General features: G+C 71.1%; 24 protein-coding genes, 1 tRNA gene, 3 pseudogenes and 1 riboswitch. Of the genes and pseudogenes, 13 read left to right on the top strand and 15 right to left on the bottom strand.

Going from position 1 to position 26575, the window contains the following annotated elements; genetic code table 11:
- Positions 1-63: 63 nt before the first annotated feature.
- Positions 64-348 carry a DUF6458 family protein gene (locus tag ACQP03_RS00520; protein WP_357129517.1) on the bottom strand — a complete coding sequence of 95 codons (285 nt, stop codon included), beginning with the start codon at positions 346-348 and terminating at the stop codon, positions 64-66.
- 113 nt (positions 349-461) lie between these two features.
- Between ACQP03_RS00520 and ACQP03_RS00515 the strand changes: the two genes are divergently transcribed.
- A complete protein-coding gene (locus ACQP03_RS00515; protein WP_357392149.1) occupies positions 462-1001 on the top strand; it encodes a SixA phosphatase family protein in 540 nt (179 codons plus the stop codon).
- A 46-nt stretch (positions 1002-1047) separates the two neighbouring features.
- Here ACQP03_RS00515 and ACQP03_RS00510 read toward each other — a convergent pair whose 3' ends face one another.
- From ACQP03_RS00510 to ACQP03_RS00490, 5 genes and pseudogenes are all read right to left on the bottom strand, one after another.
- Positions 1048-1317, bottom strand: a complete 270-nt coding sequence (locus ACQP03_RS00510; RefSeq protein WP_007454197.1) for a DUF6458 family protein — start codon at positions 1315-1317, stop codon at positions 1048-1050.
- A gap of 233 nt (positions 1318-1550) precedes the next feature.
- On the bottom strand, positions 1551-3407 hold the full coding sequence (locus ACQP03_RS00505; protein ID WP_357392151.1) for an acyl-CoA dehydrogenase: 1857 nt from the start codon (positions 3405-3407) through the stop codon (positions 1551-1553).
- Positions 3408-3524: 117 nt separating this feature from the next.
- Positions 3525-4337: pseudogene (locus ACQP03_RS00500) on the bottom strand (PP2C family protein-serine/threonine phosphatase); the annotation flags it as partial.
- A gap of 65 nt (positions 4338-4402) precedes the next feature.
- Positions 4403-4652, bottom strand: a pseudogene (locus ACQP03_RS00495) (serine/threonine-protein phosphatase); the annotation flags it as partial.
- Between the two features lie 101 nt (positions 4653-4753).
- Positions 4754-5389, bottom strand: a complete 636-nt coding sequence (locus ACQP03_RS00490) for a septal ring lytic transglycosylase RlpA family protein (protein ID WP_357171700.1) — start codon at positions 5387-5389, stop codon at positions 4754-4756.
- Positions 5390-5576: 187 nt separating this feature from the next.
- Here ACQP03_RS00490 and ACQP03_RS00485 point away from each other — a divergent pair, with 187 nt between their 5' ends.
- The 3 genes from ACQP03_RS00485 to ACQP03_RS00475 are packed head-to-tail and all read left to right on the top strand — an operon-like array spanning position 5577 to position 7700.
- Entirely contained in the window at positions 5577-6128 is a 552-nt protein-coding gene (locus ACQP03_RS00485; protein ID WP_357129502.1) for a phosphoribosyltransferase, read from the top strand.
- Between the two features lie 33 nt (positions 6129-6161).
- On the top strand, positions 6162-7211 hold the full coding sequence (locus ACQP03_RS00480; RefSeq protein ID WP_357129499.1) for a questin oxidase family protein: 1050 nt from the start codon (positions 6162-6164) through the stop codon (positions 7209-7211).
- A 57-nt stretch (positions 7212-7268) separates the two neighbouring features.
- Positions 7269-7700, top strand: a complete 432-nt coding sequence (locus ACQP03_RS00475) for an ASCH domain-containing protein (protein WP_357129497.1) — start codon at positions 7269-7271, stop codon at positions 7698-7700.
- A gap of 7 nt (positions 7701-7707) precedes the next feature.
- Here the strand turns inward: ACQP03_RS00475 and ACQP03_RS00470 are convergent, their stop codons facing one another.
- Positions 7708-8589, bottom strand: a complete 882-nt coding sequence (locus tag ACQP03_RS00470) for an LLM class flavin-dependent oxidoreductase (protein ID WP_357171703.1) — start codon at positions 8587-8589, stop codon at positions 7708-7710.
- Between the two features lie 129 nt (positions 8590-8718).
- On the opposite strand from ACQP03_RS00470, the gene ACQP03_RS00465 reads away from it, so the two are divergent.
- The 4 genes and pseudogenes from ACQP03_RS00465 to ACQP03_RS00450 all read left to right on the top strand — a co-directional run.
- The gene (locus tag ACQP03_RS00465; RefSeq protein WP_357392159.1) at positions 8719-9423 is read left to right on the top strand and encodes a dihydrofolate reductase family protein; all 705 of its coding nucleotides are present in this window, start codon (positions 8719-8721) and stop codon (positions 9421-9423) included.
- A 15-nt stretch (positions 9424-9438) separates the two neighbouring features.
- A complete protein-coding gene (locus ACQP03_RS00460) occupies positions 9439-10083 on the top strand; it encodes a dihydrofolate reductase family protein (RefSeq protein WP_357129487.1) in 645 nt (214 codons plus the stop codon).
- A gap of 391 nt (positions 10084-10474) precedes the next feature.
- Entirely contained in the window at positions 10475-11290 is an 816-nt protein-coding gene (locus ACQP03_RS00455) for a cellulose-binding domain-containing protein (protein WP_357129484.1), read from the top strand.
- A 46-nt stretch (positions 11291-11336) separates the two neighbouring features.
- Positions 11337-11444, top strand: a pseudogene (locus ACQP03_RS00450) (site-specific integrase); the annotation flags it as partial.
- A gap of 77 nt (positions 11445-11521) precedes the next feature.
- On the opposite strand, the gene ACQP03_RS00445 reads toward ACQP03_RS00450, so the two are convergent.
- A tRNA-Gly gene (locus ACQP03_RS00445) sits at positions 11522-11595 on the bottom strand.
- 203 nt (positions 11596-11798) lie between these two features.
- Here ACQP03_RS00445 and ACQP03_RS00440 point away from each other — a divergent pair.
- Positions 11799-12785, top strand: a complete 987-nt coding sequence (locus ACQP03_RS00440; protein WP_396832048.1) for a zinc metalloprotease — start codon at positions 11799-11801, stop codon at positions 12783-12785.
- Between the two features lie 73 nt (positions 12786-12858).
- On the opposite strand, the gene ACQP03_RS00435 is transcribed toward ACQP03_RS00440, so the two are convergent.
- A complete protein-coding gene (locus ACQP03_RS00435) occupies positions 12859-13407 on the bottom strand; it encodes a pyridoxamine 5'-phosphate oxidase family protein (RefSeq protein ID WP_357129478.1) in 549 nt (182 codons plus the stop codon).
- A gap of 77 nt (positions 13408-13484) precedes the next feature.
- Here ACQP03_RS00435 and dcd point away from each other — a divergent pair, with 77 nt between their 5' ends.
- Positions 13485-14063 carry a dCTP deaminase gene (gene dcd / locus ACQP03_RS00430; protein WP_266247661.1) on the top strand — a complete coding sequence of 193 codons (579 nt, stop codon included), beginning with the start codon at positions 13485-13487 and terminating at the stop codon, positions 14061-14063.
- Positions 14064-14134: 71 nt separating this feature from the next.
- Here the strand turns inward: dcd and ACQP03_RS00425 are convergent, their stop codons facing one another.
- Positions 14135-15175, bottom strand: a complete 1041-nt coding sequence (locus ACQP03_RS00425; protein WP_357392187.1) for an NlpC/P60 family protein — start codon at positions 15173-15175, stop codon at positions 14135-14137.
- A gap of 12 nt (positions 15176-15187) precedes the next feature.
- A riboswitch (cyclic di-AMP (ydaO/yuaA leader) is annotated at positions 15188-15323 on the bottom strand.
- Between the two features lie 235 nt (positions 15324-15558).
- Between ACQP03_RS00425 and ACQP03_RS00420 the strand changes: the two genes are divergently transcribed.
- Complete coding sequence (locus ACQP03_RS00420) at positions 15559-17514, top strand: N-acetylmuramoyl-L-alanine amidase (RefSeq protein ID WP_357129470.1); 1956 nt, start codon at positions 15559-15561, stop codon at positions 17512-17514.
- Positions 17515-17572: 58 nt separating this feature from the next.
- Here ACQP03_RS00420 and ACQP03_RS00415 read toward each other — a convergent pair whose 3' ends face one another.
- From ACQP03_RS00415 to ACQP03_RS00395, 5 genes are all read right to left on the bottom strand, one after another.
- A complete protein-coding gene (locus ACQP03_RS00415) occupies positions 17573-18586 on the bottom strand; it encodes a C40 family peptidase (protein ID WP_355048503.1) in 1014 nt (337 codons plus the stop codon).
- A 167-nt stretch (positions 18587-18753) separates the two neighbouring features.
- Positions 18754-19755 carry a hemolysin family protein gene (locus tag ACQP03_RS00410; RefSeq protein WP_357129467.1) on the bottom strand — a complete coding sequence of 334 codons (1002 nt, stop codon included), beginning with the start codon at positions 19753-19755 and terminating at the stop codon, positions 18754-18756.
- The gene (locus ACQP03_RS00405; protein ID WP_357129464.1) at positions 19748-21070 is read right to left on the bottom strand and encodes a hemolysin family protein; all 1323 of its coding nucleotides are present in this window, start codon (positions 21068-21070) and stop codon (positions 19748-19750) included. The genes ACQP03_RS00410 and ACQP03_RS00405 overlap by 8 nt, the downstream gene beginning before the upstream one ends.
- A gap of 104 nt (positions 21071-21174) precedes the next feature.
- On the bottom strand, positions 21175-23376 hold the full coding sequence (locus tag ACQP03_RS00400; RefSeq protein ID WP_357129461.1) for a (Fe-S)-binding protein: 2202 nt from the start codon (positions 23374-23376) through the stop codon (positions 21175-21177).
- Between the two features lie 309 nt (positions 23377-23685).
- Positions 23686-23949: a cell division protein CrgA gene (locus ACQP03_RS00395; RefSeq protein WP_007454145.1), complete on the bottom strand. Its 264-nt coding sequence runs from the start codon at positions 23947-23949 to the stop codon at positions 23686-23688.
- Between the two features lie 221 nt (positions 23950-24170).
- On the opposite strand from ACQP03_RS00395, the gene ACQP03_RS00390 reads away from it, so the two are divergent.
- Both ACQP03_RS00390 and ACQP03_RS00385 read left to right on the top strand, forming a co-directional pair.
- Complete coding sequence (locus ACQP03_RS00390) at positions 24171-24974, top strand: DUF881 domain-containing protein (RefSeq protein WP_355048507.1); 804 nt, start codon at positions 24171-24173, stop codon at positions 24972-24974.
- On the top strand, positions 24971-26572 hold the full coding sequence (locus tag ACQP03_RS00385; protein ID WP_357392189.1) for a class E sortase: 1602 nt from the start codon (positions 24971-24973) through the stop codon (positions 26570-26572). Before ACQP03_RS00390 ends, ACQP03_RS00385 begins: the two co-directional genes overlap by 4 nt.
- The last annotated feature ends 3 nt before the right edge of the window (positions 26573-26575 follow it).

Below are 26575 nucleotides of genomic sequence, written 5' to 3'. Positions count from 1 at the left end.
GACCCCGCAGACGCGAGCCGGGGCCCCGCCACGCTGCGGGGCCCCGGCTGACGCGGTTGCGGGTCAGACCGGACGGCCCGGCCGACGCACCTCGCGGTACTCCCGCATGACCTGGTCGTCCTGGACCGGCACCACCCGGTCGACCACCACGTCCTCGCGGACCGGCGCGGCGACCACGGTACGACGGCGGCCGTTCCAGAAGTACAGGGTGACGAGCAAGCCGGCGACACCGGCGAGCATCAACACCCAGCCGACCACGGACAGGTTCAGCCACCCGAGGTCGGCCTCCACGGCGAATGCGAAGATCGCGCCCAGCGCGATCAGGAAGATGCTGCCACCAATGCCCATGTCTCGCTCCTCGGCTCTAACCTGGCGTACGACCCGCCGCGGCCGTTGGTAGGGGGTGCGGCATCCGTGGACTTACCCCGGCAGGGAGATCGCCAATCGGGCAAGCTGGGGGCATGACGGACAGCCCCGCCGAGGCGCGGACACTGGTGTTGCTCCGGCACGCGAAGGCCGAGCCGGGCAGCGAGGGTACGGACGACGCCCAGCGCCCGTTGAGCGCCCGCGGGGAGGCCGACGCGGCGGCGGCCGGCGCGTGGTTGGCCCACCACGACCTGCTGCCCGACGTGGTGATCTGCTCGACCGCCCTGCGGACCCGGCAGACCTGGCACGGCGTGGCGATGGGAATGACGGGTTCGCCCCCGGAGGGCGGGCCGGCCGGTCCCCGCCCGAGCGTGCGTTACGAGCCCGGCGCGTACGACGCCCACCCCGAGGAGCTGTTGTCGCTGGCCCGGACGGCCGATCCGGCGGCTCGGGTGGTGCTGTTGATCGCCCACAATCCGGGCGTCTCGCTGCTCTCCGCGTTTCTCGATCCGGAGACGGCGGACGAGGAGGGGCTGCGGACCGCCGAACTGGCGGTGCACCGCAGCGCGGCCACCTGGACCCGGTGGGACCGGGGTGGAGCGCCGATCGCCCAGCGGCACACGGCACGCGGCTGAGCCACCCGCCGTTCGGCGGGTGGCTCAGGCGTACGCGCTCAGGGGGTCAGGACGGTGGCGCGGTCGGCGGCGGCGGGTCCGGCGGCGGAGGCATCATCGCCGTGGGATGGGACAGCCGGTTCTCCTCCACGATGAGGGTCCGGGCCCGTTTGCGCCGGTCCTGCCAGAACCAGAGGGTGGTCAGGAGCACGGCGAGCCCGGCCAGGATGAACACCCAGCCGACCGCGCGCAGGTCGATCCACCAGACGTTGGCCCGGATCGCGAAAGTCATGATCGCGCCGAGCGCGATGAGAAAGATGCCGCTTCCTACACCCATGTGCGCTGCACTCCCCCGTGCGGTGGCTCTGGGCGTTCCCGTGGTCGAGGCGGGTTACCCGCCACGGCAGCGGCATACCCGACCGCGCCCGGCCAACACGCGCCGCACGTCGTACCGCTCGGCTGGTGGCCCTCGGAGACGGCGACGGCCGGCGGGGCGCGTGGGCCCCACCGGCCGTCACCGAGGGTGCCGGGTGGTGCGACCCGGAACCGCTCACGCGTGCCGTGGCGCGGTCAGAAGGCCTCCTCCGGGAGGTCCATGATGTCGAGGTCGGTGCCCTCGATGATGCGCCGGTCGGCGCCGATTCGCGGCAGCACCTCCCGGGCGAAGAACCGGGCGGCGGCCACCTTGCCGGTGTAGAACGCCTTGTCGGTGGCGGACACCTCGCCGGCGAGGGCCTTGAGCGCGACGTCGGCCTGCTTCTGCAGCAGCCAACCGACGACCAGGTCACCGATCGCCAGCAGGAACCGCCGGCTGCTCAGGCCGACCTTGTAGAGCGCGCGGGGGTCGCCGGCCTGCGCCTCACCCAGCCAGCCGGTCAGCACACCGAGGATGTTCTGGATCTCGGCCAGGGCCTTGCCGAGCGCCTGCCGCTCCTCCTTGAGCTGGCCGTTGCCCGCCTCGGTGGAGATGAACTCCTGGATCTCGCCGGACACCGCCAGCAGCGCCTTGCCGTTGTCCCGGACGATCTTGCGGAAGATCAGGTCGAGGCTCTGGATGGCGGTGGTGCCCTCGTACAGGGTGTCGATCTTGGCGTCCCGGACGTACTGCTCCAGCGGATAGTCCGCAAGGAAGCCGGAGCCACCGAAGGTCTGCAGGGACTCGTGGCCGAGCAACTCGTACGCCCGCTCCGAACCGACGCCCTTCACCAGCGGCAGCAGCAGGTCGTTGACCCGCTTGGCCAGCTTGGTGGCCTTCTCGTCGCCGGCCGCCTCGGCGAGCGCGACCTTGTCCTGCCAGCTGGCGGTGTAGAGGACCAGGGCCCGCAGACCCTCGGCGTACGACTTCTGCAGCAGCAGCGAGCGCCGCACGTCCGGGTGGTGGGTGATGGTGACCCGAGGGGCGGTCTTGTCGGCCTGCTGGACCAGGTCGGCGCCCTGCACCCGGTTCTTCGCGTACTCCAGGGCGTTCAGGTAGCCCGTGGAGAGCGTGGCGATCGCCTTGGTGCCGACCATCATCCGGGCGTACTCAATGATCATGAACATCTGCCGGATGCCGTCGTGCTTGTCGCCCAGCAGCCAGCCCTTGGCCGGTACGCCGTGCTCGCCGAAGGTCATCTCGCAGGTGTTGGAGACCTTCAGACCCATCTTGTGCTCGACGTTCGTGGCGTAGACGCCGTTGCGCTCGCCCAGCTCGCCGGTGGTCTCGTCGAAGTGGAACTTGGGCACGACGAACAGGGACAGGCCCTTGGTGCCGGGGCCGCCGACGCCCTCCACACCGACCGGGCGGGCCAGCACGTAGTGCACGATGTTGTCGCTCAGGTCGTGCTCGCCCGAGGTGATGAAGCGCTTCACGCCCTCGATGTGCCAGCTGCCGTCGGGCTGCTGGATCGCCCGCGTACGACCCGCGCCCACGTCCGAGCCGGCGTCCGGCTCGGTGAGCACCATCGTGGAGCCCCACTGCTTGTCGATGAAGAGCTTGGCCCAGGCCTTCTGCCGCTCGGTCCCCTCGACGTGCAGCACGTGCGCGAAGGAAGGGCCGGAGGAGTACATCCAGACCGGCGCGTTCGCTCCGAGCACCAGCTCGGCGAGGGCCCACCAGAGGGCACGCGGGGCGTTGGTGCCACCCAGCGCCGGCGGCAGGTCCAGCCGCCAGAACTCCGAGTCCATGAACGCCTGGTACGACTTCTTGAACGACTCCGGCAGCGGCGCGGTGTGCGTGGCCGGGTCGAAGACCGGTGGGTTGCGGTCGCTGTCCGGGTAGCTGGCGGCCAGGTCCTCGCGGGCCAGGCGGTCCACCTCGGCGAGGAAGCTCCGGGCCGTGTCGGTGTCCAGTTCCGAGTACGGCTCCTGGCCGAACGACCGGTCCGCCCCGAAGACCTCGAACAGGTTGAACTCGAGGTCCCGAAGGTTGCTCTTGTAGTGGGTCATGCTCGCTGGCCCCGCTTCCGGACAGGTGTTACCGATCAGTAACCCCGACTGTATTACTCGTGGGTAGGCAGCGACAACCCGATCAGTAGAGTGACGGCGATTACACAGTCGCCGCGCTCAGCTCTCGGCGGCGCCGACTTCCCAGCTCGGCACGGCCGACGTGACCCCGGTGCGGGAACCGACGTACTCCATGAGGACCAGCGCGATGTCGTCGTCCAGGCGGCCGTGCACCCACTCGACGAGGGCGGTCTCGAGCGACGCGAGCCCGTCGGCGACCGTGCCGTGTCCGAGCAACCGCCACGCCCGGTCGGCGGTGGGGAAGAACTCGCCGTCCCGCCGGGCCTCACCGAGACCGTCGGTGAACAACAACAGCCGGTCGCCCGGCTCCAGACGCTCCACCCGGGGCCGGACCGCCGGCATGAACCCGAGCGGCGGCGCGGGCGCCGGCGGCTCCAACGGGATCACCGCGCCCCGGCGCAGCAGCAGCGGAGAGGGGTGGCCGCAGTTGACGATCGTCAGCGTCCCGCCCCGCTCCTCGACCAGCGCGGCCGTCACGAAATCCTCGTCGCCGACGTTGCGGGCCACCGCGCGGTCCAGGTCGGCGACCACGGCACGCAGGTCGGCCCGCTCGTAGGCCACGTGCCGGTACGAACCCAGGACGATGCTGGCCAGGCGGACCGCGTCCAGACCCTTGCCACGTACGTCACCGATGATCATGCGGACCCCGTACGGGGTGTCGATCGCCTCGTACAGGTCCCCGCCGATCTCGGCGGTGGCGGTGGAGGAGATGTAGCGGCCGGCCACCGAGAGCATGCCGACCTGCGGTCCGAGTGGCCGCAGCACGGCCTGCTGGGCCACCGACGCGAGCTTGGTCAGCTCGGCGATCTGCTCCGCCTGGCGCTGTCGTACCCAGGCCACCGCCACGGCCAGCCCGCTCGCGATCCCGACCGCCACCATGTTGACCGAGGTCACCAACATCATCCTCGGGTCGGTCGCCGCGAAGGCGATCCCGATCACGGTCGCCACGGCGCCCACGCCCAGCACCACCCGCCAGGCCGCCAGCGCGGCGGCCAGGATCGGGGCGGCGGCCAGGAGCGCGACATAGTGGGCCCGGCGGCCGTCGGCCAGTTCCAGCACCGAGACGATCGCGAGCAGGACGACGGCCGCGCCGATGCCGGCGCGGGATCCGGGGCTCAGCGGGCTACGGCCCGACTGGAGGAGTCGCGTGGGTACGAGGGACAGCATGCCTGATCGACGTGAACCGGTGAATGAACCTGGCCCGTCGTCCGAGGATGTTCTGTCCGCCCGGCCCACGCTGGCGGCCGGATCGGCGTTCTCGAATACGCTCAGCCGAGAACCTCGTAGCGAACGGTGAGCGCTCCGACGTCGACCGAGGCGATGGTCGCGAAGGCGGCCCGGGACAGGTCGAGGCAGCGACCGTCGATGAACGGCCCACGGTCGTTGATCCGCACGACGACGGACTTGCCGTTGCTCGGGTTGGTCACCCGGACCTTGGTGTTGAACGGCAGGGTCTTGTGCGCCGCGGTCAACTCGTTCGGGTTGAACGACTCACCGTTGGCCGTCAGCTGCCCGTCGGAGTAGAAGGACGCGCCACACGATCCGCTCTCCAGGACCTTCGCCGCCGCCGTGGTCTTCTTGGCCTTGGGGCTCGGCTTCGGCGACGCGGTGCGGGCCTTGCCCCGGGAGGCGGCCTGCGGCGATCGGCTGGCGGACGGGCTCGCCGTCACGCTGGGTGTCGCGGTGGCACTGGCGCTCGGCGAGACGCTCGGGGAGGCGGGGGTGAGACTGGCGGCGGTGGTGGGGGTGAAGTCCAGCGCCGCCTGCCCCGACTGGCCGGAGCCCGACGTGAGCTGGACGGCGCCGACGGTACCGCCGACGGCCAGGGCGACGCCGACCGCCGCGGTGGCCGCGATGCCCGCCGGGGAGGAGAAGATGCGGGTACGGGAGTGCCTACCTGCCACCGGCCCGGTCCTTTCGTCGATTGAACAAACCGGGTCGGACCGTAACGAGAGAAGCACTTCCGAAGTCAACGTGATCATGGTGGTATGCCAGTATTTGCCCCAGTAGCTATAGCCGATCATCCGAGGCGGGGTGGGTCGAGCGGCCCAGGTGCGGACGCGCCGAGCGCCCGTGCCGCACGATGGACGGATGCCCACCGAGCTGACCGGACGTCTGGCCGACCTGTTCCGCTGGATCGACCCCGGCCCGGACGTCAGCCACCTGGTCAGCGACATCTCCGGCTGGTGGCGCGACCCGACGGTCCTGGCCGAGCTGGGCCCCGCCCTGGTCGCCCCGTACCGGAAGGCCCGACCGACGGTGGTGCTCGCCCCGGCGGTCACCGGCCTGTTGCTCGGACCGCTGGCCGCGACCGCCCTCGGGGTCGGCTTCGTGGCCGCGCACAAACCCGGCGACGGCAGGTTGCCGGCCGGCCCGCTCACCTGGGCGCAGAGCCCGCCCGACTACCGGGGCCGGCAGGTCGACCTGGCCGTCCGGGAGCGACACCTCGGCCCCGAAGACCGGGTGCTCGTGGTGGACGACTGGGTACGCACCGGCGCCCAGATCCGCGCCCTCTACGACATCTGCGCCTTGCGCGGCGCACAGGTCCTCGGGGCGGCCGTGGTGGCCGTGGACTGCCCGCCGGAGACCGCCGCCGCGCTGCGGATCACCGGCCTGATCAGCGGTGAAGAGTTGCCGGGTTGACCTGAAGCGCACTTCACCTTCGACGATCGACGCATGAGCGACGGAATCCTCGACGAGGCGTACGAACGGCTGCACCACACCGGTCCCGAGTTCGAGGGCTGGCTCTCCAACCACGGCCCGATGGCCGTCGAGGCGCTGGCCCGGCACGGACACGAGCGACAGGTGCACCGCTGGCTGGACGACTACCTCACCCGACTGGACGAGCTGCCGCGCGGGCTGCGTCCGATCGACGACTGGCGGGCGGCGCTGGGCGACGCGAAGCGGACCGGCGACTGGCTGGCGTACTTCGACCGGCAGTTGCGCGAGGCGCCGTGGCGGGACGTGCTCGGCACCTGGTGGCCCCGACTGCTGCCCGGCATCGCCGCGGGCGCCACCCACGGGGTGATCCGGGTCGGGCACGCGGTACGCGCCCTGCACCTGTACGGGGCGAACCCGCCCCGGCTCACCGAACTGGGCCAGGCCCTCGGCTACTGGGCGGCCCGTTGGCAGCAGGTGCCCGGCGCCGACCGGCTGCTCAGCTCGGTCCCGTCGGGCCACCCGGGCACCGCTGAGCCGGACGTGGTCGCCGCGCTGGCCGGGCTGCCCCGCATCGACGACCGGACCGGGGGCATCCGCGAGCGGTTGGGGCGGCTGGTGAGCGTACCCCGGTGGGAACCGGCGCTCACGGCGCTGCGCCCCGCGCGGACGCCGGCTGAGGCGGAGCGCGGGCTCCACACGCTCGTGTACCGCGCCGGTCTCGACTACCTGCGCTTCGGGCACGCCGAGCCGGTCATGCTGGTGCACGCCGTGACGGCGCCGACCGCCGTGCTGCGTACCCTGCCGGCACTCGACCGGGGGCTCTGGGCGCCGAGCTTCGCCGCGGCCTGGGCCGCGACGGCGGCCGTGACCTCGGTGTACGCCTCGAGCGACGCGGTGAAGCCGCCGTCGGTGACCGCCGGGACCCCGGAGGAGGTCTTCGCCCGGGCGGTCCGGCACGGCGACGAGCACGTGGTCAAGCTGGCCGACGCGGTCCTCGATGCCCACGCGGCCACCGGTGACCAGCGGTTGCTCGACGCCGCCGGCTACGCCGTGCAGTTGATCTGAGCCGCGCGGGGCGGATTACGGCGGCGCGTCCGGCCGCGCTGGCCTAGCCTCGGCAGGATGTGGCCTCGGATCGGTGACCTACGCACGCTCGCCCTCGGCACGCCGGGCGAGCTGCGGACGACCCTGAACACGTTGGTGCTGGCCGGAGTGAAGACCGCGACCGCCGGACGGCTGGCCGAGTACGCGCAGGAGGGCGAGGAGCTGGAGCAGGTCGGCGAACGGTTGGCGCTCGTCGACGACGACGACGCGTTGGCCGGCATGGTCGAGATCACCGGTGTCGACGTGGTCCGCTTCGGCGACGTGCCCTGGGAGTTCGCCCGCGCCGAGGGCGAGGGCGACCGCTCGATCGAGGAGTGGCGGACGGGGCACGCCGCCTACTGGGCGCGGCTCGGCACCCCCGTCGACGACGACACCCCGATCGTCTGCCTGCGCCTGCGGCTGGTCTCCGGCGGCGAGGGCGGCGTAGCCACCGGAGACCTGGGCACCTGAGCCGGCGCTATCCGCGCAGCTCGGGCAGCAGTCGGGTCGCCACGTCGACCAGGACGGCCTCGTCGCCGGCGTACCAACTGCTGGCGCGCGGCCAGTGCGTCACCACGTCGGTGAAGCCCAGCTCCGCGGCCCGACCGACCTGGTCGGCGAAGAACTGCGCGCTGGTCAGCGAGAACACCGGCGCGGAGTCCAGCAGGAGGTAACGGTCCAGCGTCACCGGGTCGCGGCCGGCCTCGGTGAGCGTCCGGTCCATCCGCTCGGACAGCGTCGAGACGCTGGTCCACCAGCTCGCCAGGTCGTTGTCGTCGCCGGTGCCGGTGGTCACCCACCCCTGCCCGAAGCGGGCCACCAGCCGCATCGAGCGCGGCCCGTTGGCGGCCACCACGAACGGCACCCGGGGCTGCTGCACGCAGCCGGGGTTGTTGCGGGCGTCCACCGCGGCGAACCAGTCACCCCGCCAGGTGGTGCCGTCCTCGCGCAGGATCAGGTCGAGTAGTTCGGTGAACTCGGCGAACCGGTCGACCCGCTGGCGCGGCGGCAGCGTCTCGCCACCCAGCACCGCCGAGTCGAACCCGATCCCGCCCGCACCGAGACCGAGCAGCAGTCGACCGCCCGACACGTCGTCCACCGTGGTGATCTGACGGACGAACGCGGCCGGATGGCGGAAGTTCGGCGACGCCACGAGCGTGCCCAGTCGAATCCGGGACGTCACGGTGGCGGCGGCGGTCAGCGTGCTCATGGAGTCGAACCACGGGCCGTCGACCAGGTCCCGCCAGCCCAGGTGGTCGTACGTCCACGCGTGGTCGAAGCCCCACTCTTCGGCCTGCCGCCAGCGGTGCTGCGCCTGGCTCCAGCGCTGGTCCGGCAGGATCACGATGCCAATCCGCATGATCGCCAGCCTACCGGGACTCTAATGTGATCCAGGTCACAGGTAACCCCCGTAGGGGCGTCCTGCTCGGCTCCGACCTCGTTGCGAGCAGGCACCCGAGGGGTGCCGCCCGAGCAGAGGAACGAACGCATGACGAAGGTGACCGCACAGTTGTCCGTCTCGGTCGACGGGTTCTACGCCGGCCCGCAGTTCGACGGCGACGGCGACTGGATCGACTCGGCCGAGGCCGCCGGCTTCTTCCGGATCACCCGCTGGGCCACCGAAGCGGCGGCCTGGCGCGAACGACAGGGCTTCGCCGGCGGCGAGCGGGACGCCAACTCCGACGTGATGGCCGAGACGTTCGAGGCGGCCGGCGCGTACGTCATGGGTCGGCGGATGGCCGACGGCGGCGAGGTGCCGTGGGGCGAGGAGCCGCCGTTCCGCGCACCGGTCTTCGTCGTCACCCACCGACCCCGCGAAACCCTGCTGCGCGGCGGTGGCACGAGCTTCACCTACGTGACCGACGGAGTGGCCAGCGCGGTCAAGCAGGCGCGAGCCGTGGCCGGCGGCAAGAACGTCGCCGTGGCCGGCGGCGGCGGCCTCGTACGACAGGTACTCAAGGCCGGCCTGCTCGACGAGTTGGAGCTGCACGTCGTGCCGGTCGTGCTCGGCACCGGCCTGCGGCTCCTCGACGCCGACCTCGACCTCGGCGACAAGGAGGCGATCGAGCTGACGCCCACCCGGGTGATCCCTACGCCGCAGGTCACCCACATCCGGTACGTCGTGGACGGTCGCGCCCCGCTCGTGCTCGACGACCGGGGTCGCGGCGGCGGACCGACGGCGACCACCAACTGACATCGGGGAGTTCCCATGCCACAGCTACTGCGGGTGCAGTGCTTCAACGTCTCACGTGACGGGTTCGGCACCGGGGAGGGGCAGAGCCTGGAACGGCCCTTCGGCCACGCCGACCCCACCGCGCTGTTCTCCTGGCGTGCCGCCACCGCCAGCTTCGTCTACCGCACCGAGCCCGGCGGAACCCGCGGCCTGGACGACTACCTGACCCGCGACGCCGAGCACAACATCGGCGCGGAGATCATGGGCCGCAACAAGTTCGGCCCCCAGCGTGGGCCCTGGGAGAACCACGAGTGGCAGGGTTGGTGGGGAGACAACCCGCCGTTCCACACGCCGGTCTTCGTGCTCACCCACCACGTACGGCCGTCGTTCACCCTCGCCGACACCACGTTCCACTTCCTCGACGCCAGCCCGGCCGAGGCGCTGGCCCGAGCGAAAGAAGCGGCCGACGGTCGGGACGTACGCCTCGGCGGCGGGGTGGCGACCATCCGCGCGTTCCTCGACGCCGACCTGGTCGACACGATGCACATCGCCGTCGCCCCCGTCGACCTGCACCGGGGCGAACGGCTGTGGGACAGCCACACCGACCTGCTCGACCGCTTCCACCTGGACACGGTGCCCAGCCCCAGCGGCGTCACCCACCTGCTGTTCTGGCGGCGGTGACGCAGCGCGAACTTCTCGAACCCGGCGAGCCAGCGGAAGGCGAAGAGGCTCAGCATGTCTCCCCCAAAGGCGCACGGCGGCAACGTCACGAACGAGGGTTCGAGATGCCTTTGCCGGACGGGGTCGATCGGTCGCGTCGTACCGACAGTTCCCCGTCGAGGGCTGACGGTGTCCTCGACTCCTGTCGAGCTGCCCCAGATGTGGGGCTGAGCCAGGGCGGGCCAGGCCAGGCCGGGGCGGGCCAGGCCAGGCCGGGGCGGGCCAGGCCAGGCCAGGGCAGGGCAGGGCAGGGCATGGTGGAGACGACCGCCGATCCGGTAAATTGACATACATTGATTGATACGGTCCGCTGACGGCGCCCGTATCCCCCGGCTCACCCAGGAGGACCCTCTTGCGTACGCTCCTGACCCTCGCCGCGGCCGCCGTCTGCGCCGCCGGTGCACTGGCCGTCCCCGCAGCGGCGGCGCAGGCCGATCCGGCCGGCACCGCCCCGGCCGGCGCGACCGTCCCGGCCGACGGCTGCGCCGGTACCGTCCAGCTCCAGTCGCTCACCTTCGACCCGCCGCGGGGGGCTCCGGGCCAGGCCATCACCGCCACGGCCCTCGGGCAGAACTGCACCGCCCAACAGAAACAGTTCTCCACGGTGATCTACGCCCGGTTCGTCGGCTCCACCCCCGGCCTCCCCACCGGCTGCCGGGCCCTCGACCCGCTGCCTGGCCGGGCGGTCACCGTCGATCCGGGCGCGACCTTCAGCTGGAGCATGGGTTACCTGGTGTCCCCCGGCTGTACGGCCACCGGCCTGGAGGTCACGGCCCGGGTCGGGGACGACGCCACCGGCACCCTGCTCACCCGGACCGACACGGTGCCGATCGGCCCGCCGCAGGCGGCGCCCTGCACCGTGAGCTACCGCACCGGGAGCGAGTGGCCGGGAGGCTTCACCGCCCAGATCACCATCATGAACACCAGCACCGCGCCGATCAACGGTTGGACGCTCAGCTTCACCTTCCGCGGTGACCAGCACATCGCCCAGTCCTGGTCCGCCACCGCCCAGCAGAGCGGTGCCACCGTCACGGCCCGGAACCTCAGCTACAACCCCCTGGTGACGCCGGGCGCCTCGGTGGTCTTCGGCGTCCTGGGCACCTGGCAGGCCAGCGACGCGGTGCCGATCGCGTTCACGCTCAACAACGTCAACTGCGCCACCGGGTAGCCCGCGCACCGGACCGCGGGGCATCTGGGCGCCCAGGTGCCCCGGGGGTCACCTGCGGCATACCGGCAACACGCTCGCGTCGCGGGCACCCGGGGCGAGCCTGCGCGACGTCATGGCGCGGATGGGGCACGACAGCCCGCGTGCCGCGCTGATGGCCCATCCCTGTTTCAGCATGACCTAGAACCACGGAAGCCCTGGCGGGACATCTGTCCTGACCAGGGCTTCCGTACGTGGAGCGGGTGACGGGAATCGAACCCGCACTGTCAGCTTGGGAAGCTGATGTTCTGCCATTGAACTACACCCGCGGGCGGCACCACTGTACCCGAGTCGTCGCAGCCATGCACCCAACCACCCCCACGCGCCGACCGCCCCCGCTCCTGCCCGAAGAAGTTTCCAGACGGCAACATATGACCGTTCTCAAATGCATCGATGAGTTGTAACGTCGGCCACACGTTCCCAGCCACGGCGTGACACACCCCCTGCCGCGCCGCCAGAAAGAGGTGGGCCCATGGGACTCCGTCCCAACCTGCTGACCCGGCGCGTCGCCGGTGTCGCGTCGACAACTCTCGCGCTGCTGCTCAGCACCGCTGCGGTGGGCGTCGTTCCGGCCGCTTCGGCCTTCTCCTCAGCACCGGGTGGCGCCTGCGCGCAGCCGGTCGACAGCCACGCCAACGCCCGGGCGAAGCCCGGCGCGGGGGCCCTGCACGAGCCGAACGAGCTGACCGCCAAGCAGGTCCGCGAGCGGGACGCCGACCTCGCGGCGGCGCTGCGCGAGCGGGCCAACTACCGGGCCGGCGCCGGCGCCACGACGCTGGCCGCTACGGTCACCATCCCGGTGGTGGTGCACGTGATCCAGGAAAACAGCACTCGGGCCGGCGGAAACATCCCCGACTCGATGATCACCTCGCAGATCAGCGTGCTGAACCAGGCCTACGCGGGTGGGACCGGCGGCGCGGCCACCGCGTTCGCCTTCCGACTCGACTCGATCGACCGGGTGACGAACCCGTCCTGGTATCCCATCGTCGACGGCTCGTCGGCGGAGCGGTCGATGAAGTCGTCGCTACGGGTGGGCGGCAAGAACACGCTCAACATCTACCTCGGTGAGTTGAGCGACGACCTGTTGGGCTGGGCGACCTTCCCGCAGCGCAGGCTCAGCAGCATGGATGGCGTGGTCGTGCTGAACGAGTCGCTGCCGGGCGGCACCGCCACCAACTACAACCAGGGCGACACCGGCACCCACGAGGTCGGCCACTGGCTGAACCTCTACCACACCTTCCAGGGTGGCTGCGGCGGCTCAGGTGACGGCGTCAGCGACACCCCGGCCGAGGCGTCGCCCGCGTACGAGTGCCCGACCGGCCGGAACACCTGCTCGGCGGCCGGCCTGGACCCGATCACCAACTTCATGGACTACACCTACGACTCGTGCATGTACCAGTTCACCGCGGGTCAGGCGAGCCGCATGCTGACCGCGTGGAACGCGTACCGCGCGGCCTAGCTCCTCGCGTACACCAGGTGCCGGCTCCGTCACGACGGAGCCGGCACCGGCGTCTCTGCCCCCAGGGCCGTGGTCAGGCGGCCGTGCACTGAACGTCGCGGCTGCGGCGGGTCGGGCGCGTCTGCGGTACGGCCGCGGGCGCGGCCGCCGCGGGCGGGGTCTGCGGATCGAGCCAGACCTGGACGGCCGGACGCCCCACGGCGATGCCCAGGCCGTGCTGGTCACGACGGGTCAGCATCGCCACGTCGACGGTGAACTCGAACAGCCGCCAGTCGGCCCGCGGCTCGGCCCGAGCGCTCTGCGCCAGCCGGGCCACCCGGACCGGATCGGTGACCGGCCAGGCGTGACCCGCCACGTACGCCTCGTCGTCGCTCTCCTCCGGAGGGAACGAATGCAGCGCGTATCGGCCGTCCCGTTCGAGGTCCCGGCGCTTCGGCGAGTCGATGATGAAGCAGAACAGACCCTCGTCGGTGATGACCGGGGAGACCGGATGGACCCGGGGCCCACCGTCGGCACGGACCGTGGCCAGATAGCCGAAGCCCGGCCCGTACTGCTGCAGGAGAACGCGGATGCCGTCGGCGAGGCGGGGCTCGTCGACGGCGAAATCGGACCAGGAAGCCATGCGAGCATTCTATCGAACAAATGTACGAGGAGCGACCTCGACACGCTGGTCACCGCCCACCTCGCTATGGTGGTCCGATGCTGCTCTCCGACCGTGACCTGGTCTCCGAGATCAAGGCCGGCACGCTGGGCCTGGAGCCGTTCGAGCCCACCCTGGTCCAACCCTCCAGCATCGACGTACGACTCGACCGGCTGTTCCGGGTCTTCAACAACCATCTCTACACCCACATCGACCCGGCCATGCAGCAGGACGACCTGACCTCGGTGGTCGAGGTGCCCGACGGCGAGCCGTTCGTGCTGCACCCGGGAGAGTTCGTGCTCGCCTCGACGCTGGAGGTGATCTCGCTCGGCGACCAGCTCGCCGGCCGACTGGAGGGGAAGAGTTCGCTGGGCCGCCTCGGCCTGCTCACCCACTCCACCGCCGGGTTCATCGACCCGGGCTTCTCCGGGCACGTCACGCTGGAGCTGTCCAACGTGGCGAACCTGCCGATCACCCTCTGGCCGGGCATGAAGATCGGTCAGCTCTGCATCTTCCGACTCTCGTCGCCCGCCGAACACCCGTACGGCTCGGTGGTCTACGGCTCGCGTTACCAGGGTCAGCGAGGCCCGACGCCCAGTCGCTCCTGGCAGAACTGGCGTGCCTGGCCGACGCGCTGATCCGCCCTTGCGATGTAAGGAAGGGCCCCCTTCTATACCTGAGGCGTTAGAAGGGGGCCCTTCCTTACATCTCAGCCGGGGCGGCCGTAGCTGTGGATGGGCCCGTCGTCGACCTTCTTCATCTTGACGGGCACACCGGCCTGGGAGGCGTGCACCACCCAGCCGTCGCCGACGTACATCCCGACGTGGTGGATGTCGCTGTAGTAGAAGACCAGGTCACCGGGGCGCAGGTCGCCCTTGCTGACGTTCTTGGTCACCCGGCTCTGCGCGGCGGCGTTGTGCGGCAGCGACACACCGGCCTTCGCCCAGGCGGCCAGCATCAGCCCGGAGCAGTCGTACGAGTTCGGACCCTCGGCGCCCCACACGTACGGCTTGCCGATCTGGGCGCAGGCGAACTTGACCGCGATGCCGGCACCGCCACCCGGGTAGCTGGCCGGGCAGGGCGCGGGACGCAGCGAACCGCCGCCGCCGTTGCCGTACACCTTGAGGCGCAGCTTCTGTAGCCGGTCGATCTCCTCGTTGATCTGCTTCTTCTTCGCCGCCAACTGGGCCTCGGTGCGGGTCAGCTGGACCACCATCTCGTCCAGCGGCGCCTTCTGCCGGGCCAGCTCGTTGCGCAGGTCGGCGACCTGGCGGACGTCCTCCTGCTGGTTGTGGGCGAAGCGGTCGAGCATTTCGAGCTGACCGACCATCTCACTGGGCGACCGGCTGCCGAGCATCGTGTTGACGGTCGACAGGTTTTCACCCATGTACGCGCGGACGGCCAGCGCGCTGACCTTGTCCATCGCGGCGTCGACCTGGCGCTCCAGCGGCGCGATGCGGGCGGCGAGCGTGTCGGCCTGCTTGCGCTTGAGGGCCAGGTCGGCTCGGGTGGCGTTGTGCCGCTCGATGATCGGTTCGAGCTTGTTCCAGTCGTCGTCGATCTGCCGTTCGATCTCGGCGACGGACGGGTCGGCGTGGGCCACCGTGGCGCTACCGGTCAGGACGACGGCGACGCCGACCAGGGCGGCGAGGGCGGTGGTGAAGCGGGACCAGCGTGGACGCGGCACGGTCGACGTCGGGTCGGCCGGGGCCGACCGTCCGGACGACGGCCGCGGGGCTTGGAGGGCCACCGGGTTCCGTACTCCTTCTTCCTGACCGCCTACCGGGTTAGCTGACGGGTTCGGGCGGGAAGTGGGCGCCCTACCGCAGGAACTGCGGATTCACCCCGAGGAACCTGGGTCCCCGGCTCGCTCGCGAGCGACTCGGCGGTGTCGGTCCGTTACCGCCCGGGGTGGGCAGACCTGCTACCGGGCCGACGAATGACCAGAGTAGAGACGGCCGTTACCGATCCGCAACCCGTGCGGCCGTGACACTCCGTACCGATTGCGGCGGGCCATCGAGCGGACGTGAAGATTTCCTTCCGTACGTTTCGAAACATGGAAAGGTATTGACGTGGGCTCCCGAGCAGGACGAAGGTGACGGCACCGACACCAGTTCACATGTAGGGGGTTCGATGAAACGTCCGACCCTGCTCGCCGTCGCGCTCGTCACCGCCACGGCGGCCGTGCCGCTGTCCGCCGGCCCGGCCACCGCGGCCCCCGCCGCCGACCGCCAGCAGCAGTACGCCGCCGCGGCGACCGAGTACGGCGTACCCATCGACGTACTACTCGGCGTCTCCTACCTGGAGTCCCGCTGGGACAGCAATGCCGGCACGCCGAGCACCAGCGGCGGCTACGGCCCGATGCACCTGACCGACGCCCGGCACGTGACCGCCCTGCCCCGGGGCGGTCACCACGACGCCCCGGGAGAGGATCCGCGCGGCGACGAGTCCCGTCGTCCTCTCGCACCGGCGCCCGCCACCGGCAACGCGCCGCCCAGCGCCGCGCTGCAGACCGTGGACGCCGCCGCCGCGCTCACCGGCGCCACCGCCGAGGCGCTGCGCACCGACCCGACGACGAACCTCCGGGGTGGGGCGGCGCTGCTGGCCGCGTACCAACGGGAGGTCGGCGCCCCGGTCGGAGTCGGCACCGACCCGGGCACCTGGTACGGCGCGGTGGCCCGCTATGCCGGCGCGGACAGCGCCGATGCCGCGGCGGCCTTCGCCGACGAGGTCTTCACCACGATCGGCGCGGGCGAGACGCGGGTGACCGACGACGGCCAGCGGGTCACGCTGCCGGCCCGGGCGGTACGACCCGAGCGGTCCTGGCTGGACCGACTGGGGCTGCGGCGACTCGCCCGCCCGGACGGGTTGGAGTGCCCGAGCACCGTGTCCTGTGAGTGGATCCCGGCACCCTACGCGGCGTTCGGCGACGGCGACTACGGCAACCACGACCTGTCCGACCGGCCCGCCCGGCAGAAGATCGAGTACATCGTCATCCACGACACCGAGGCGAGTTGGGCGACCACCCTGCAACTCGTCCAGGACCCAACCTACGTGAGCTGGCACTACTCGCTGCGCTCGGTGGACGGGCACATCGCCCAGCACGTCCGCACCAAGGACGTCGCCTGGCACGCCGGCAACTGGTACGTCAACGCCAAGTCGATCGGGCTGGAACACGAGGGCTTCGCCGCGCAGGGCACCTGGTACACGGAGGCGATGTACCGCACGTCGGCGAAGCTCGTGCGGCACCTCGCGCTGCGGCTGGGCATCCCGCTGGACCGCCAGCACATCATCGGCCACGACAACGTGCCCGGCACCACGGCGGCGACGGTCCGCGGGATGCACTGGGACCCGGGGCCGTACTGGGACTGGACGCACTACTTCGACCTGCTGCACGCCCCTCGGCTGGACACCGGCACCCCGGCCACCGGGCTGGTCCGGATCGACCCCGACTACGCGACAAACCAGCCGGCGTTCACCGGATGCGTCACCCCGGGGGCACCGTGCGCGCCCCGCGGTTCCTCGTCGGTGGTGCTACGCACCGCGCCGGCTCCGGACGCGCCACTGGTCAACGACATCGCGCTGCGCCCCGACGGCACCCCGAACACGATGGACGTGTCGGACCACGGTGCCCGCGCGTCCGCCGGCCAGACGTACGCGCTGGCCGGTCGACAGGGCGACTGGACGGCCATCTGGTACCTCGGGCAGCGGGCGTGGTTCCACAACCCCGCGTCCGCGCCGACGGCCACCTGGACGGTCGGCATGGTGGTCACCCCGAAGCCCGGCCGGGCCACGATCCCCGTCTACGGGCGGGCGTACCCGGAGCAGGCGGCCTACCCGGCCGGCGTGCCGTACCAGGCGATCTCACCGTTGCAGTACACCCTCGCCGCCGGCCAGCGGTACGCCGTCGGCGCGGTGCTGCCCGGCGAGTACTACCGGGCCAGCACGTTCGACGGCTCCTCGCCCGGCGACTGGACGGTGATCCGGGGCCAGAACCGGTACGCGCAGATCCAGTTCGGCCACCGCGTCATGTACGTCGACCTCGCCGACGTGCAGTTGCTGCCGTCCCCGGTGGGCGCACCCCGCTGAGGAACCACGACGGCCCCCGGTCGAGGTGACCGGGGGCCGTCGTCGTGCGTGCTGGGGATCAGCCAGGTCGGCGGAACCCGGCGACCGGCATGGTGTTGATGCTGGACACCTGCACCGGTTTACCGGCGCGTGGCGCGTGCACCATCTGGTTGTTGCCCAGATACAGCCCGACATGACTCAGGCCCGAGTAGAAGAAGACCAGGTCACCGGCACGGGCGTCGGCGCGCGAGACGGCCTTGCCCTCGTTCCACTGATCACCCGTGTGGTGGGTGAGGTAGATCCCGGCCGACTTGTAGGCGTACTGGGTCAGGCCCGAGCAGTCGAACGAGTTCGGGCCGGTGGCGCCCCAGACGTACGGATCGCCGACCTGCTGGCAGGCGGTCTTGATCGCCTTCTGCGCCGCCACAGAGACCACGCCGTTGATGGTCGGGCAGCCGGCGGTCTTGACCGTGGTCTTGGGCATCGACGCTTCGAGCTTCTTGATCTCGGCGTCGATCTGCTTCTTCTTGGCCGCCAGCTCGCTCTGCTGCTTGGTCTGGGTGGCGATCAGCGCGTCCAGCTTCTGCTTCTCGCCGTCGTACTTGGCCCGGACGGCGAGCACACCCTCAACCTGCTTGCGCTCCTGGGAGGCGAGCCGGTCGAGGAGGGTGAGCTGCTCGGTGAGCGTGTCCGGCTTGGCGCTGACCAGCAGCGCGCCGATCTCCTGCGAGGGGCCCGACATGTAGTAACGGGAAGCGAGGTCGCCGACCCGGTTGAGTGCCAGCTCGCTCTGCAGGGCCAGCGGCTCGATCTTCTTCTGAAGCTCAGACGACTTCTTGCGGTTGACGGCGAGTTGCGCCCGCACCTTGTTGTACTTCTCGATCGTGGGCTCCAACTCCTCCCACTTCTTGTCGATCTGCGCCTCGATCTCGTCGACCGTCGGCTCGGCCTGCGCCGGCACGGCGATCATGCCGGCACCGACCGCGGCGGCGGCGACCAGCACGATCAGGCGACGTGCGACCCGGCGCAGACCACGCGGTCGAACGGGCGACCCTGGTGCGTGACGATGAGGGGGCATGGTTGCCACCGGCACCGACTCCTTTGCAACCGACCGCCGGGCGCCTCGCGTGAGGGAAGGGCCGAGGCAGACGACCCACAGCGGTCGGTGCACCACATTAGGGAAGCGCCGGACCGAATTCAAGGCGAGCCGAGTCACCGTCACTGTCGCGCAACCACTTGCACACCAAGGGTGTTGGTCAATTAACCAACGATTGCGGTCAATACATCATCGAGCGTCACCACACCGAGAGGTCGGCGCCCGTCACTGACCAGCACCATGTGCCGCCGTTCCCTGCGCATGGCCAGCAGCAGATCGGCGAGCGTACGGTCCGGCGGGACCACCGCCAACGGCCGGTACACCGCCTCCGGCACGGGGGCGCGGCGGCCCTGCCCGGCGTACCCGAGCACGTCCTTGACGTGCACGAAGCCCAGCACCCGCCGGGTGGACCGCTGCACCACCGGAAACCGGGACCGGCCGGTACGGGTCGCCAGCACCTCCAGCGACGCCGGTGAGACGTCCTCGGCGACCGTCGTCACCGTCGACCACGGTTGCAGGGCGTCCGCCGCGGTACGGGTGTGCAGGGCCAGAGCGCCGGTGATGCGGGCGTGCTCCTCGGCGTCGAGCAGCCCCTCCGTACGCGCCTGCGACACCAGGCCCGCCAACTCCTCGGCCGTGAACACCGTCTTCACGGCCTCCGTCGCCTCGATCCGCCAGAGGGCCAGCACCCGGCGGGCCGCCCACTTCATCGCCAGCAGCAGCGGCTTGGTGGCCACGCAGAACGCCAGCATGGCCGGGCCCAGCCAGAGCGCGGAGACCTCCGGACCGGCCAGCGTGATGTTCTTGGGCACCATCTCGCCGACCACCGTGTGCAGGAAGACGACGACACCGAGCGCGAGCACGAACGCCACCGGATGCACCGCGCGCTCGGGCAGACCGACGGCGTGGAACGGCGACTCGAGCAGATGGGCCAACGCCGGCTCGGCGATCGCGCCGAGGCCCAGCGAACAGACCGTGATGCCGAGCTGCGCGCCGGCGATCATCAGCGGGATCTGGTTCATCGCCGACAACGCCCAGCGGGCCCGCTTCGAACCGGCTGCCAACGGCTCGATCACCGTCCGACGGGACGCGATCAGCGCGAACTCGCTACCCACGAAGAAGCCGTTGCCGAGCAGGAGCAGCACGGCCACCAGCAGCTCAGTCATCGGCGTCCGGCTCCGCCGGTCGCAGCACCCGGACCTGCTCGATCCGGTGCCGCTCCACCTCCACCACGGTGAACTCCCAGCCGTCGGCGTCGACCGTCTCGCCGGGCAGCGGAATGTGCCCGAGCCGTGCCAGCAGGAACCCGGCCAGCGTCTCGTACGGCCCCTCGGGCAGCCGGAAGCCTGTCTGCTCGACCAACTCGTCGGAGCGCAGCACCCCGTCGACCAGCACCGTGCGCTCGCCGCCCGGAACGGTCAGCTCGAACGGCTCGACATCGTCCACGCTGGCCGGGTCGAACTCGTCGGCGATCTCGCCCACCAACTCCTCGACCAGGTCCTCGATCGTCACCACGCCATCGGTGCCGCCGTACTCGTCGACGACGATCGCCAGGTCGGCCCCGGCCGCCTTCAACGCCGCCAGCACGCCGTCCAGGTCCAGGCTCTCCGGCACGTACACCGGCTCACGGGCCACCGCTGCCACCACCGTCGACGCCCGCGCGGCCAGCGGCACGCCCAGCGCGTCCGGCACGCCCGCCACGCCGGTGACGAGGTCGAGGGTCTCCTCGTACACGGGGAAGCGGGTCCGTCCCGTCCGCCGGGACTCCTCCAGCAGCTCGGCCACCGTCGCGGTGGCCCGTAGCGCGACCACGTCGACCCGCGGGGTCATCGCCTCGGCCGCCCGCTTGTCGCCGAACCGGATGGTGCGCCGCAGCAGCATCGCCGTGTCCGGCGGCAGCGCGCCCGCGCGGGCCGAGATGGCGGCCAGCAGCCCGAGTTCCTCCGGCGAGCGGGCGCTGGCCAACTCCTCCTGCGGCTCCACGCCGAGCGCACGGACCAGCCGGTTCGCCGAACCGTTCAAGCCCCGGATCAACCAGCCGAACGTCCGGGAGAAGGTGTGCATCGGCCCGGCGGTGGCCAGCGCGGCGGGCATCGGCCGGGCCAGCGCCGCGTTCTTGGGCACCAGCTCACCGAAGAGCATGGACAGGAGCGTCGCCAGGGCCAGCGCCAGGAACGGGGTGAAGCGCTCGGTGCTCTCCCCGGCCACGGGACGCAGCAGCGGGGTGAAGATCCGGGCCAGCGCCGGTTCGGCCAGGTAGCCGGTGAGCAGGGCGGTGATGGTGATCCCGAGCTGCGCCCCGGAGAGCTGGAAGGACAGCTCGCGCAGCGCGGTGCGTACCGTCCGGGCGGCCTCGTCGCCGGCGGCGGCCCGCCGGTCGATCTCCGCGCGGTCGACCGTGACCAGGGCGAACTCGGCCGCGACGAAGAACGCGTTGCCGGCGGTCAGCGCAACGAACCCGACCAGCGGCAGCAGCGTCATCAAGAGCAGGCCGTCGATGTCCCCTCACCTCGGCGAGATTCTTGCACGGCGGCGACGGCCCCTGCGGGCCGCCGCCACCGATGTTCGGAACCGAGGGGTACGCCTCAGCCGGCGACCGGCGTCGACTCCTTGTCGCCGCCGCGCGGCTGCTCGGGCTTGACCGAGCGCAGCAGGACGCTCGCCACGTCGATGACCTCGACCTGCTCGCCGGCACCCTTGCCGTTGACGCCGTCGTTGAGCATGGTCGAGCAGAACGGGCAACCGACGGCTACCGTCTTCGCCCCGGTGGCCATGGCCTCCTCGACCCGGTCCACGTTGATCCGCTTGCCGATCTTCTCTTCCATCCACATCCGGGCGCCGCCGGCGCCGCAGCAGAAGGAGCGCTCGCTGTTGCGCGGCATCTCGGTCAGCTCGCCCTGGATCGAGTCGCCCAGCACCTCACGCGGGGCGGCGAAGACCCGGTTGTGCCGGCCCAGGTAGCAGGGGTCGTGGTAGGTGACACCGCCGTCGACGGGCTGTACGGGGGTCAGCTTGCCGGTGGAGACCAGGTGGGCCAGCAGTTGGGTGTGGTGGACCACCTCGAACTCGCCGCCGAGCTGGCCGTACTCGTTGCCGAGCGTGTTGAAGCAGTGCGGGCAGGTGGCGACGATCTTGCGCTTGGTCTTCTCGCGGCCCTCGAACGCCTCGTTCAGCGTCTCGACGTTCTGCTGGGCGAGCATCTGGAAGACGAACTCGTTGCCGATCCGGCGGGCCGGGTCGCCGGAGCACGTCTCGCCCTCGCCGAGGATCGCGAAGCTCACGCCGGCCTCGTTGAGCAGGGTGGCGACCGCGCGGGTGGTCTTCTTGGCCCGGTCCTCGAACGCGCCGGCGCAGCCGACCCAGAAGAGGTACTCGAAGTCGTCCACCTCGCCGACCCGGGGCACCTCGAAGTCGAGGCCCTTGGTCCAGTCTTCGCGGGTGTTCTGCGGCGCACCCCACGGGTTGCCCTTGTTCTCCAGGTTGCGCAGCATCACGCCGGCCTCGGAGGGGAAGCTCGACTCGATGAGCACCTGGTAGCGCCGCATGTCGACGATGTGGTCCACGTGCTCGATGTCCACCGGGCACTGCTCGACGCAGGCGCCACAGGTGGTGCAGGACCAGAGGACGTCCGGGTCGATGACCCCACCCTCCTCGGCCGTGCCGATCAGCGGCTTGTCACCCTCGGCGAGCGACAGCACGTCCAGGTGCGCGAGCTGCGCCTGGGTGGCCTTCTCCTCGCCGGTGAGGTCCTTGCCGCCGCCGGCCAGCAGGTAGGGCGCCTTCGCGTACGCGTGGTCGCGCAGGCTGAGCACGAGCAGCTTCGGCGACAGCGGCTTGCCGGTGTTCCAGGCGGGGCACTGCGACTGACAGCGGCCGCACTCCGTGCAGGTGCTGAAGTCCAGCAGGCCCTTCCAGGTGAACTGCTCGACCTGGGCGACGCCGAACTGGTCCTTCTCCGGGTCGGCCTCCTCGAAGTCGAGCGGCTTGCCCTGACTGGTCATCGGACGCAGCGGACCCAGCCCGGAGCCGGCCGGCTTCTCCGGGTCGCGCTTGAAGAAGATGTTGGGGAACGCCAGGAAGCGGTGCCAGGCGACGCCCATGGTGACGTTCAGCGAGATGACGATCAGCCAGGTCATCGAGATGACGATCTTGATGAGCGCGGCGACGCTCGCCCCGTCCGACCAGTCCGGGAGGATCGCGCCGACCGCGTGGCTGACCGGGGTCGCCCAGACCGGGTACTCGAAGTGGTCGGTGGCGACCTTGAAGCCCCGGATCACCAGGCCGAAGATCAGGACCAGCAGCACGACCCACTCGACGAAGTAGCCCTGCCACATGGTCGAGCCGGTGAAGCGGGAGCGACCGCCGGGCCGGTTCGGCCGGTTTCGCAGCCGGATCGCCATCAGCACCAGGATGCCGACCAACCCCAGCACGGTGATGATCTCGGTAGCCAGCCCGAAGACGGTCCAGTGCCCGACGATCGGCAGGCCACCGGTCGGCGTGACGACCTCGAAGTACGCCTCGAGCACCAGCAGCGACAGCACGATGAAGCCGACCATCACGAACCAGTGGGCGGCGCCCACCACACCCCACTTGAGCATCCGGGTGTGGCCGGCGGTCTCCACCAGCATCTTCCTGGTGCGGGCGCCCTTGTCGGCGAACCGCTCCGGAGCGGGTTGCCCCAGCCGGATCACGGCCGTCATCTTCATGACCGCGCGCACCGCCAGCCACACCGCCACGGCGGTGATGCCAGCCGCGAGGATCGTGGTGACGATCTGGACGCTGCCCATCGAGTTGGCCTCCCCGGTCTGCTGCTCGTCGAGCGGTTCAGCAACCGGGGCCGGGACAGGCGTAGGACAGCGTCGCGCCGCCGCCGCACCTGCGACCGGACCGGTCGATGACCTCGCTCCGCTCGGTCATGCAGTGCAGCCTACGCGCAAGGTTACCCAGCAGTAACGTGAGTCATCTCGCAGTAGGCCACGCCGCCTGCGGACACCATAGGGTGCCCGGCCCGGTCGTGCCGGGCAGGGGGATGGCGGGTGACGGAGATCCTGCGGTCCGGTGGTGGATCGCGCGGTGCGGCGGCGGCCCGACCGGGCTCAGCGCCAGCGGGAGAGCAGCACCAGCGACGCGACCATCGCGCCGAAGCCGACCGCCAGGTTCCAGTACTGCCACGAGGCGACCGGGTACTCCTGCTCGGAGAGGTAGTAGACGACAAGCCAGCCGATGCCCGCGACGATCAGAGCGACCGCGGTGATCGGCAGCCACACCGGGCTAGGCTTGCGCGACGCCGCCGTCGTCGTCGGACGGACGTCCGTCGGCGGGGTGTACACCTTCTTCTTGCGGACCTGAGACTTGGGCACGGCGCTCTCCAGAGGGGGTGACAACCTCGTCCGGCCTGACAACCGGACGCGGAGGCGACGGTTCATGGCCAATAATGTTCGACAGCTAGCGTAGTCCCGAACGGCCGCCTGGACCACGAATGGGGTCAGGCAGGTACATGGAGTGACCGAAAAGGGCGGGACTGTTCGTATCGCGGCCCAGTCGTCACGAACCGATCCCCGACACTCGGAAGGAACGCTCGGTGGAGTACACATCCGGCGCCGCCTCCTGGCAGAAGGTCCTCCGACGGGCCGTCGCCGGGCTGCTGCCCCGGCGGCCACGCCAACGGCGACCGGGCTGGTCGATCGGGGTGCCCCTGATCGCCGCCGCGGCGGGACTGCTCTTCACCACCACCGCGACCACCGCCGGCGGCACCGCCCTCCGGGAGGACCGGCGGCCCCAGCTCAACCAGCTCATCGAGGAGCGGCAGCAGCAGGTCACGGCGAGCGAGCGCCGCGCCGCCACCCTGCGCGGCGAGGTCGAGCAACGCACCAACACGCTGGCCGACTCGGACGCCCCGATCAAGGCCCAGCAGAACCGAGCCCAACGCAGCCTCGCGGCGGCCGGGTTCACTCCCGTCACGGGCACGGCCGTCACGGTCGAGCTGAACGACGCGCCCCAGCACAACGACGAGGCCCACTCCGACGCCACCAACGACGACCTGGTCGTGCACCAGGGCGACGTGCAGGCGGTGGTCAACGCGCTCTGGGCGGGTGGTGCGGAGGCCATGTCAATCATGAACGTCCGCGTGCTCGCAACCAGCGCGGTACGCTGCGTCGGTAACACCCTGCTGCTTCATGGTCGGGTGTACTCCCCACCGTTCAAGATCGTAGCAATCGGCGATCCCGCTGCCCTCCAGCAGGCCCTCGCCAGCTCTGAGGGAGTCCGGTTGTTCAAGGACGCAGTCGACGACTACCAACTCGGCTACAAGGAGTCCGTCTCCACCGTGACCGTCCCGGCCTTCGAGGACTCGACCGCCCTGCGCTCGGCGACGGTGCCCAAGTGAGCGGCCCCGACGAGCGCCGCGACGGCCGACACCGGGACCAGGCCGACGAGCCGACGGCCTTCCTGCCGAAGGTCAACCGGCCCGAGCCGGGTCGCGCCGAGCCGCCTGCGGGCCCGGTGGAATCCTCCCCGGGCCAGGCCGAGTCCACCGGAGGTCGACCCGAGTCGTCGCCGTCCCGGCCCGACCCGACTCCGGGGCGGACGCCGACCGGCAACTGGCCCGATCCCGTGCTGCCCAGCCGGTCACGGCCGACGGGCCCGCCCGCCGCCTTCGAGGCACCGAGCGCCGGACGGCCTGACCCGCAGGGCAGCCCCGACCGCCCGACGCCGACCGCGCCGCCGCGCTGGCCGGGTAACGCGGCGCCGCGCGCCGAGTCCGGGCCTCCCCTCGTCGCCACTCCCAGCCGACCGAGCGCAGCGGCCCCACCGGGGCCGGTCCGGCCGACAGCCCCGGGCACCGACCCCACACACGCGCCGACCGCGCCCGGTAACGCCCCGGCTGTCTCCACACCCCCGAACACGCCCACGCCACCGAGCGCCTCCCCGCCCCCCGGTGTCCCTTCAGCAGGCGGCAATGCGCCGACCGCGTTCATTCCGAAGGTCACCCCCGGGTCCACGCGTACGGCAAGCGCCTCGGGCGCCCCGGTTTCCCCGGCCGCCCCCGGCGGCACCGCCGACCCGAACGCCACCACGCTCATCCCCACCGTGACCGCCAGGCCGACACCCCGGCCCCCGTCCATCGACACGACGGCGCTGATGGGTGCCGTTCCCCGTACGCCGGCTCCGGAGGGGTCGGCCGGCGAGGGCGACAGCGCCGCCGAGCCGCCGCGGCCGCGTCGGGGGGAGCGGGTCGTCCAACTCCGGCCGCACCAGACCGGCGAGGGCTACAAGAGCGTCTACTCGGAGCTGACCCGTCCGTCCATCGCCTCCCGGCTCCGGACCGGCATCCGGGCCACCGGCGAAGTCCTGATCACCTTCGGCCTGGTGGTGCTCCTCTTCGCCGGCTACGAGGTGTGGGGCAAGTCCGCCGTCGTGGACGCCCACCAGAACGACCTCAGCAGCCAACTCGCACGAGAGTGGGGCCCGACCGACGACCCGACGGTCGTCCCGTCGAAGGCCCCGAGCGCCAAGCCGTCCCCGCCGGTGCGGGGCAAGCCGATCGCCGGCCTCTACATCCCCAAGCTCGACAAGAACTGGGTGGTGGTCGAGGGCGTCACCCAGGACGACATCCGCTACGCGCCGGGCCACTACCCGACCAGCGCGCTGCCCGGCCAGGTCGGCAACTTCTCCGTCGCCGGCCACCGGAACCGGGCCACCTTCTGGCGGCTGGACGAGTTGCACGACGGCGACGCGATCGTGGTCGAGAGCAAGACCGACTGGTACGTCTACCGGGTGGCACAGACCCGCATCGTCAAGCCGACGCAGGTCGAGGTGGTGGCGCCCGTGCCCGGCGAGCCGAACAAGAAGCCGACCAAGCGGATGCTCACCCTGACCACCTGCAACCCCAAGTGGGACAACTACCAGCGCCTGATCATCCACGCGGAGTTGGACCGGACCCAGCCCAAGTCGGCGGGTCGCCCGACCGAGCTGGGAGGCTGACCC

Source organism: Micromonospora sp. CA-248212 (genome assembly GCF_050948405.1).
In the GTDB taxonomy this organism is placed as follows: Bacteria; Actinomycetota; Actinomycetes; order Mycobacteriales; family Micromonosporaceae; genus Micromonospora.
This window is presented reverse-complemented; position numbering and strand designations above follow the sequence as displayed.

What these genes read in the sequence shown, in the direction of transcription:
- ACQP03_RS00520 (WP_357129517.1), bottom strand. Translation starts at nt 348, where the DNA reads ATGGGCATTGGTGGCAGCATCTTCCTGATCGCGCTGGGCGCGATCTTC.
- ACQP03_RS00515 (WP_357392149.1), top strand. Translation starts at nt 462, where the DNA reads ATGACGGACAGCCCCGCCGAGGCGCGGACACTGGTGTTGCTCCGGCAC.
- ACQP03_RS00510 (WP_007454197.1), bottom strand. Translation starts at nt 1,317, where the DNA reads ATGGGTGTAGGAAGCGGCATCTTTCTCATCGCGCTCGGCGCGATCATG.
- ACQP03_RS00505 (WP_357392151.1), bottom strand. Translation starts at nt 3,407, where the DNA reads ATGACCCACTACAAGAGCAACCTTCGGGACCTCGAGTTCAACCTGTTC.
- ACQP03_RS00485 (WP_357129502.1), top strand. Translation starts at nt 5,577, where the DNA reads ATGCCCACCGAGCTGACCGGACGTCTGGCCGACCTGTTCCGCTGGATC.
- ACQP03_RS00480 (WP_357129499.1), top strand. Translation starts at nt 6,162, where the DNA reads ATGAGCGACGGAATCCTCGACGAGGCGTACGAACGGCTGCACCACACC.
- ACQP03_RS00475 (WP_357129497.1), top strand. Translation starts at nt 7,269, where the DNA reads ATGTGGCCTCGGATCGGTGACCTACGCACGCTCGCCCTCGGCACGCCG.
- ACQP03_RS00470 (WP_357171703.1), bottom strand. Translation starts at nt 8,589, where the DNA reads ATGCGGATTGGCATCGTGATCCTGCCGGACCAGCGCTGGAGCCAGGCG.
- ACQP03_RS00465 (WP_357392159.1), top strand. Translation starts at nt 8,719, where the DNA reads ATGACGAAGGTGACCGCACAGTTGTCCGTCTCGGTCGACGGGTTCTAC.
- ACQP03_RS00460 (WP_357129487.1), top strand. Translation starts at nt 9,439, where the DNA reads ATGCCACAGCTACTGCGGGTGCAGTGCTTCAACGTCTCACGTGACGGG.
- ACQP03_RS00440 (WP_396832048.1), top strand. Translation starts at nt 11,799, where the DNA reads ATGGGACTCCGTCCCAACCTGCTGACCCGGCGCGTCGCCGGTGTCGCG.
- ACQP03_RS00435 (WP_357129478.1), bottom strand. Translation starts at nt 13,407, where the DNA reads ATGGCTTCCTGGTCCGATTTCGCCGTCGACGAGCCCCGCCTCGCCGAC.
- dcd (WP_266247661.1), top strand. Translation starts at nt 13,485, where the DNA reads ATGCTGCTCTCCGACCGTGACCTGGTCTCCGAGATCAAGGCCGGCACG.
- ACQP03_RS00420 (WP_357129470.1), top strand. Translation starts at nt 15,559, where the DNA reads ATGAAACGTCCGACCCTGCTCGCCGTCGCGCTCGTCACCGCCACGGCG.
- ACQP03_RS00410 (WP_357129467.1), bottom strand. Translation starts at nt 19,755, where the DNA reads ATGACTGAGCTGCTGGTGGCCGTGCTGCTCCTGCTCGGCAACGGCTTC.
- ACQP03_RS00405 (WP_357129464.1), bottom strand. Translation starts at nt 21,070, where the DNA reads ATGACGCTGCTGCCGCTGGTCGGGTTCGTTGCGCTGACCGCCGGCAAC.
- ACQP03_RS00400 (WP_357129461.1), bottom strand. Translation starts at nt 23,376, where the DNA reads ATGGGCAGCGTCCAGATCGTCACCACGATCCTCGCGGCTGGCATCACC.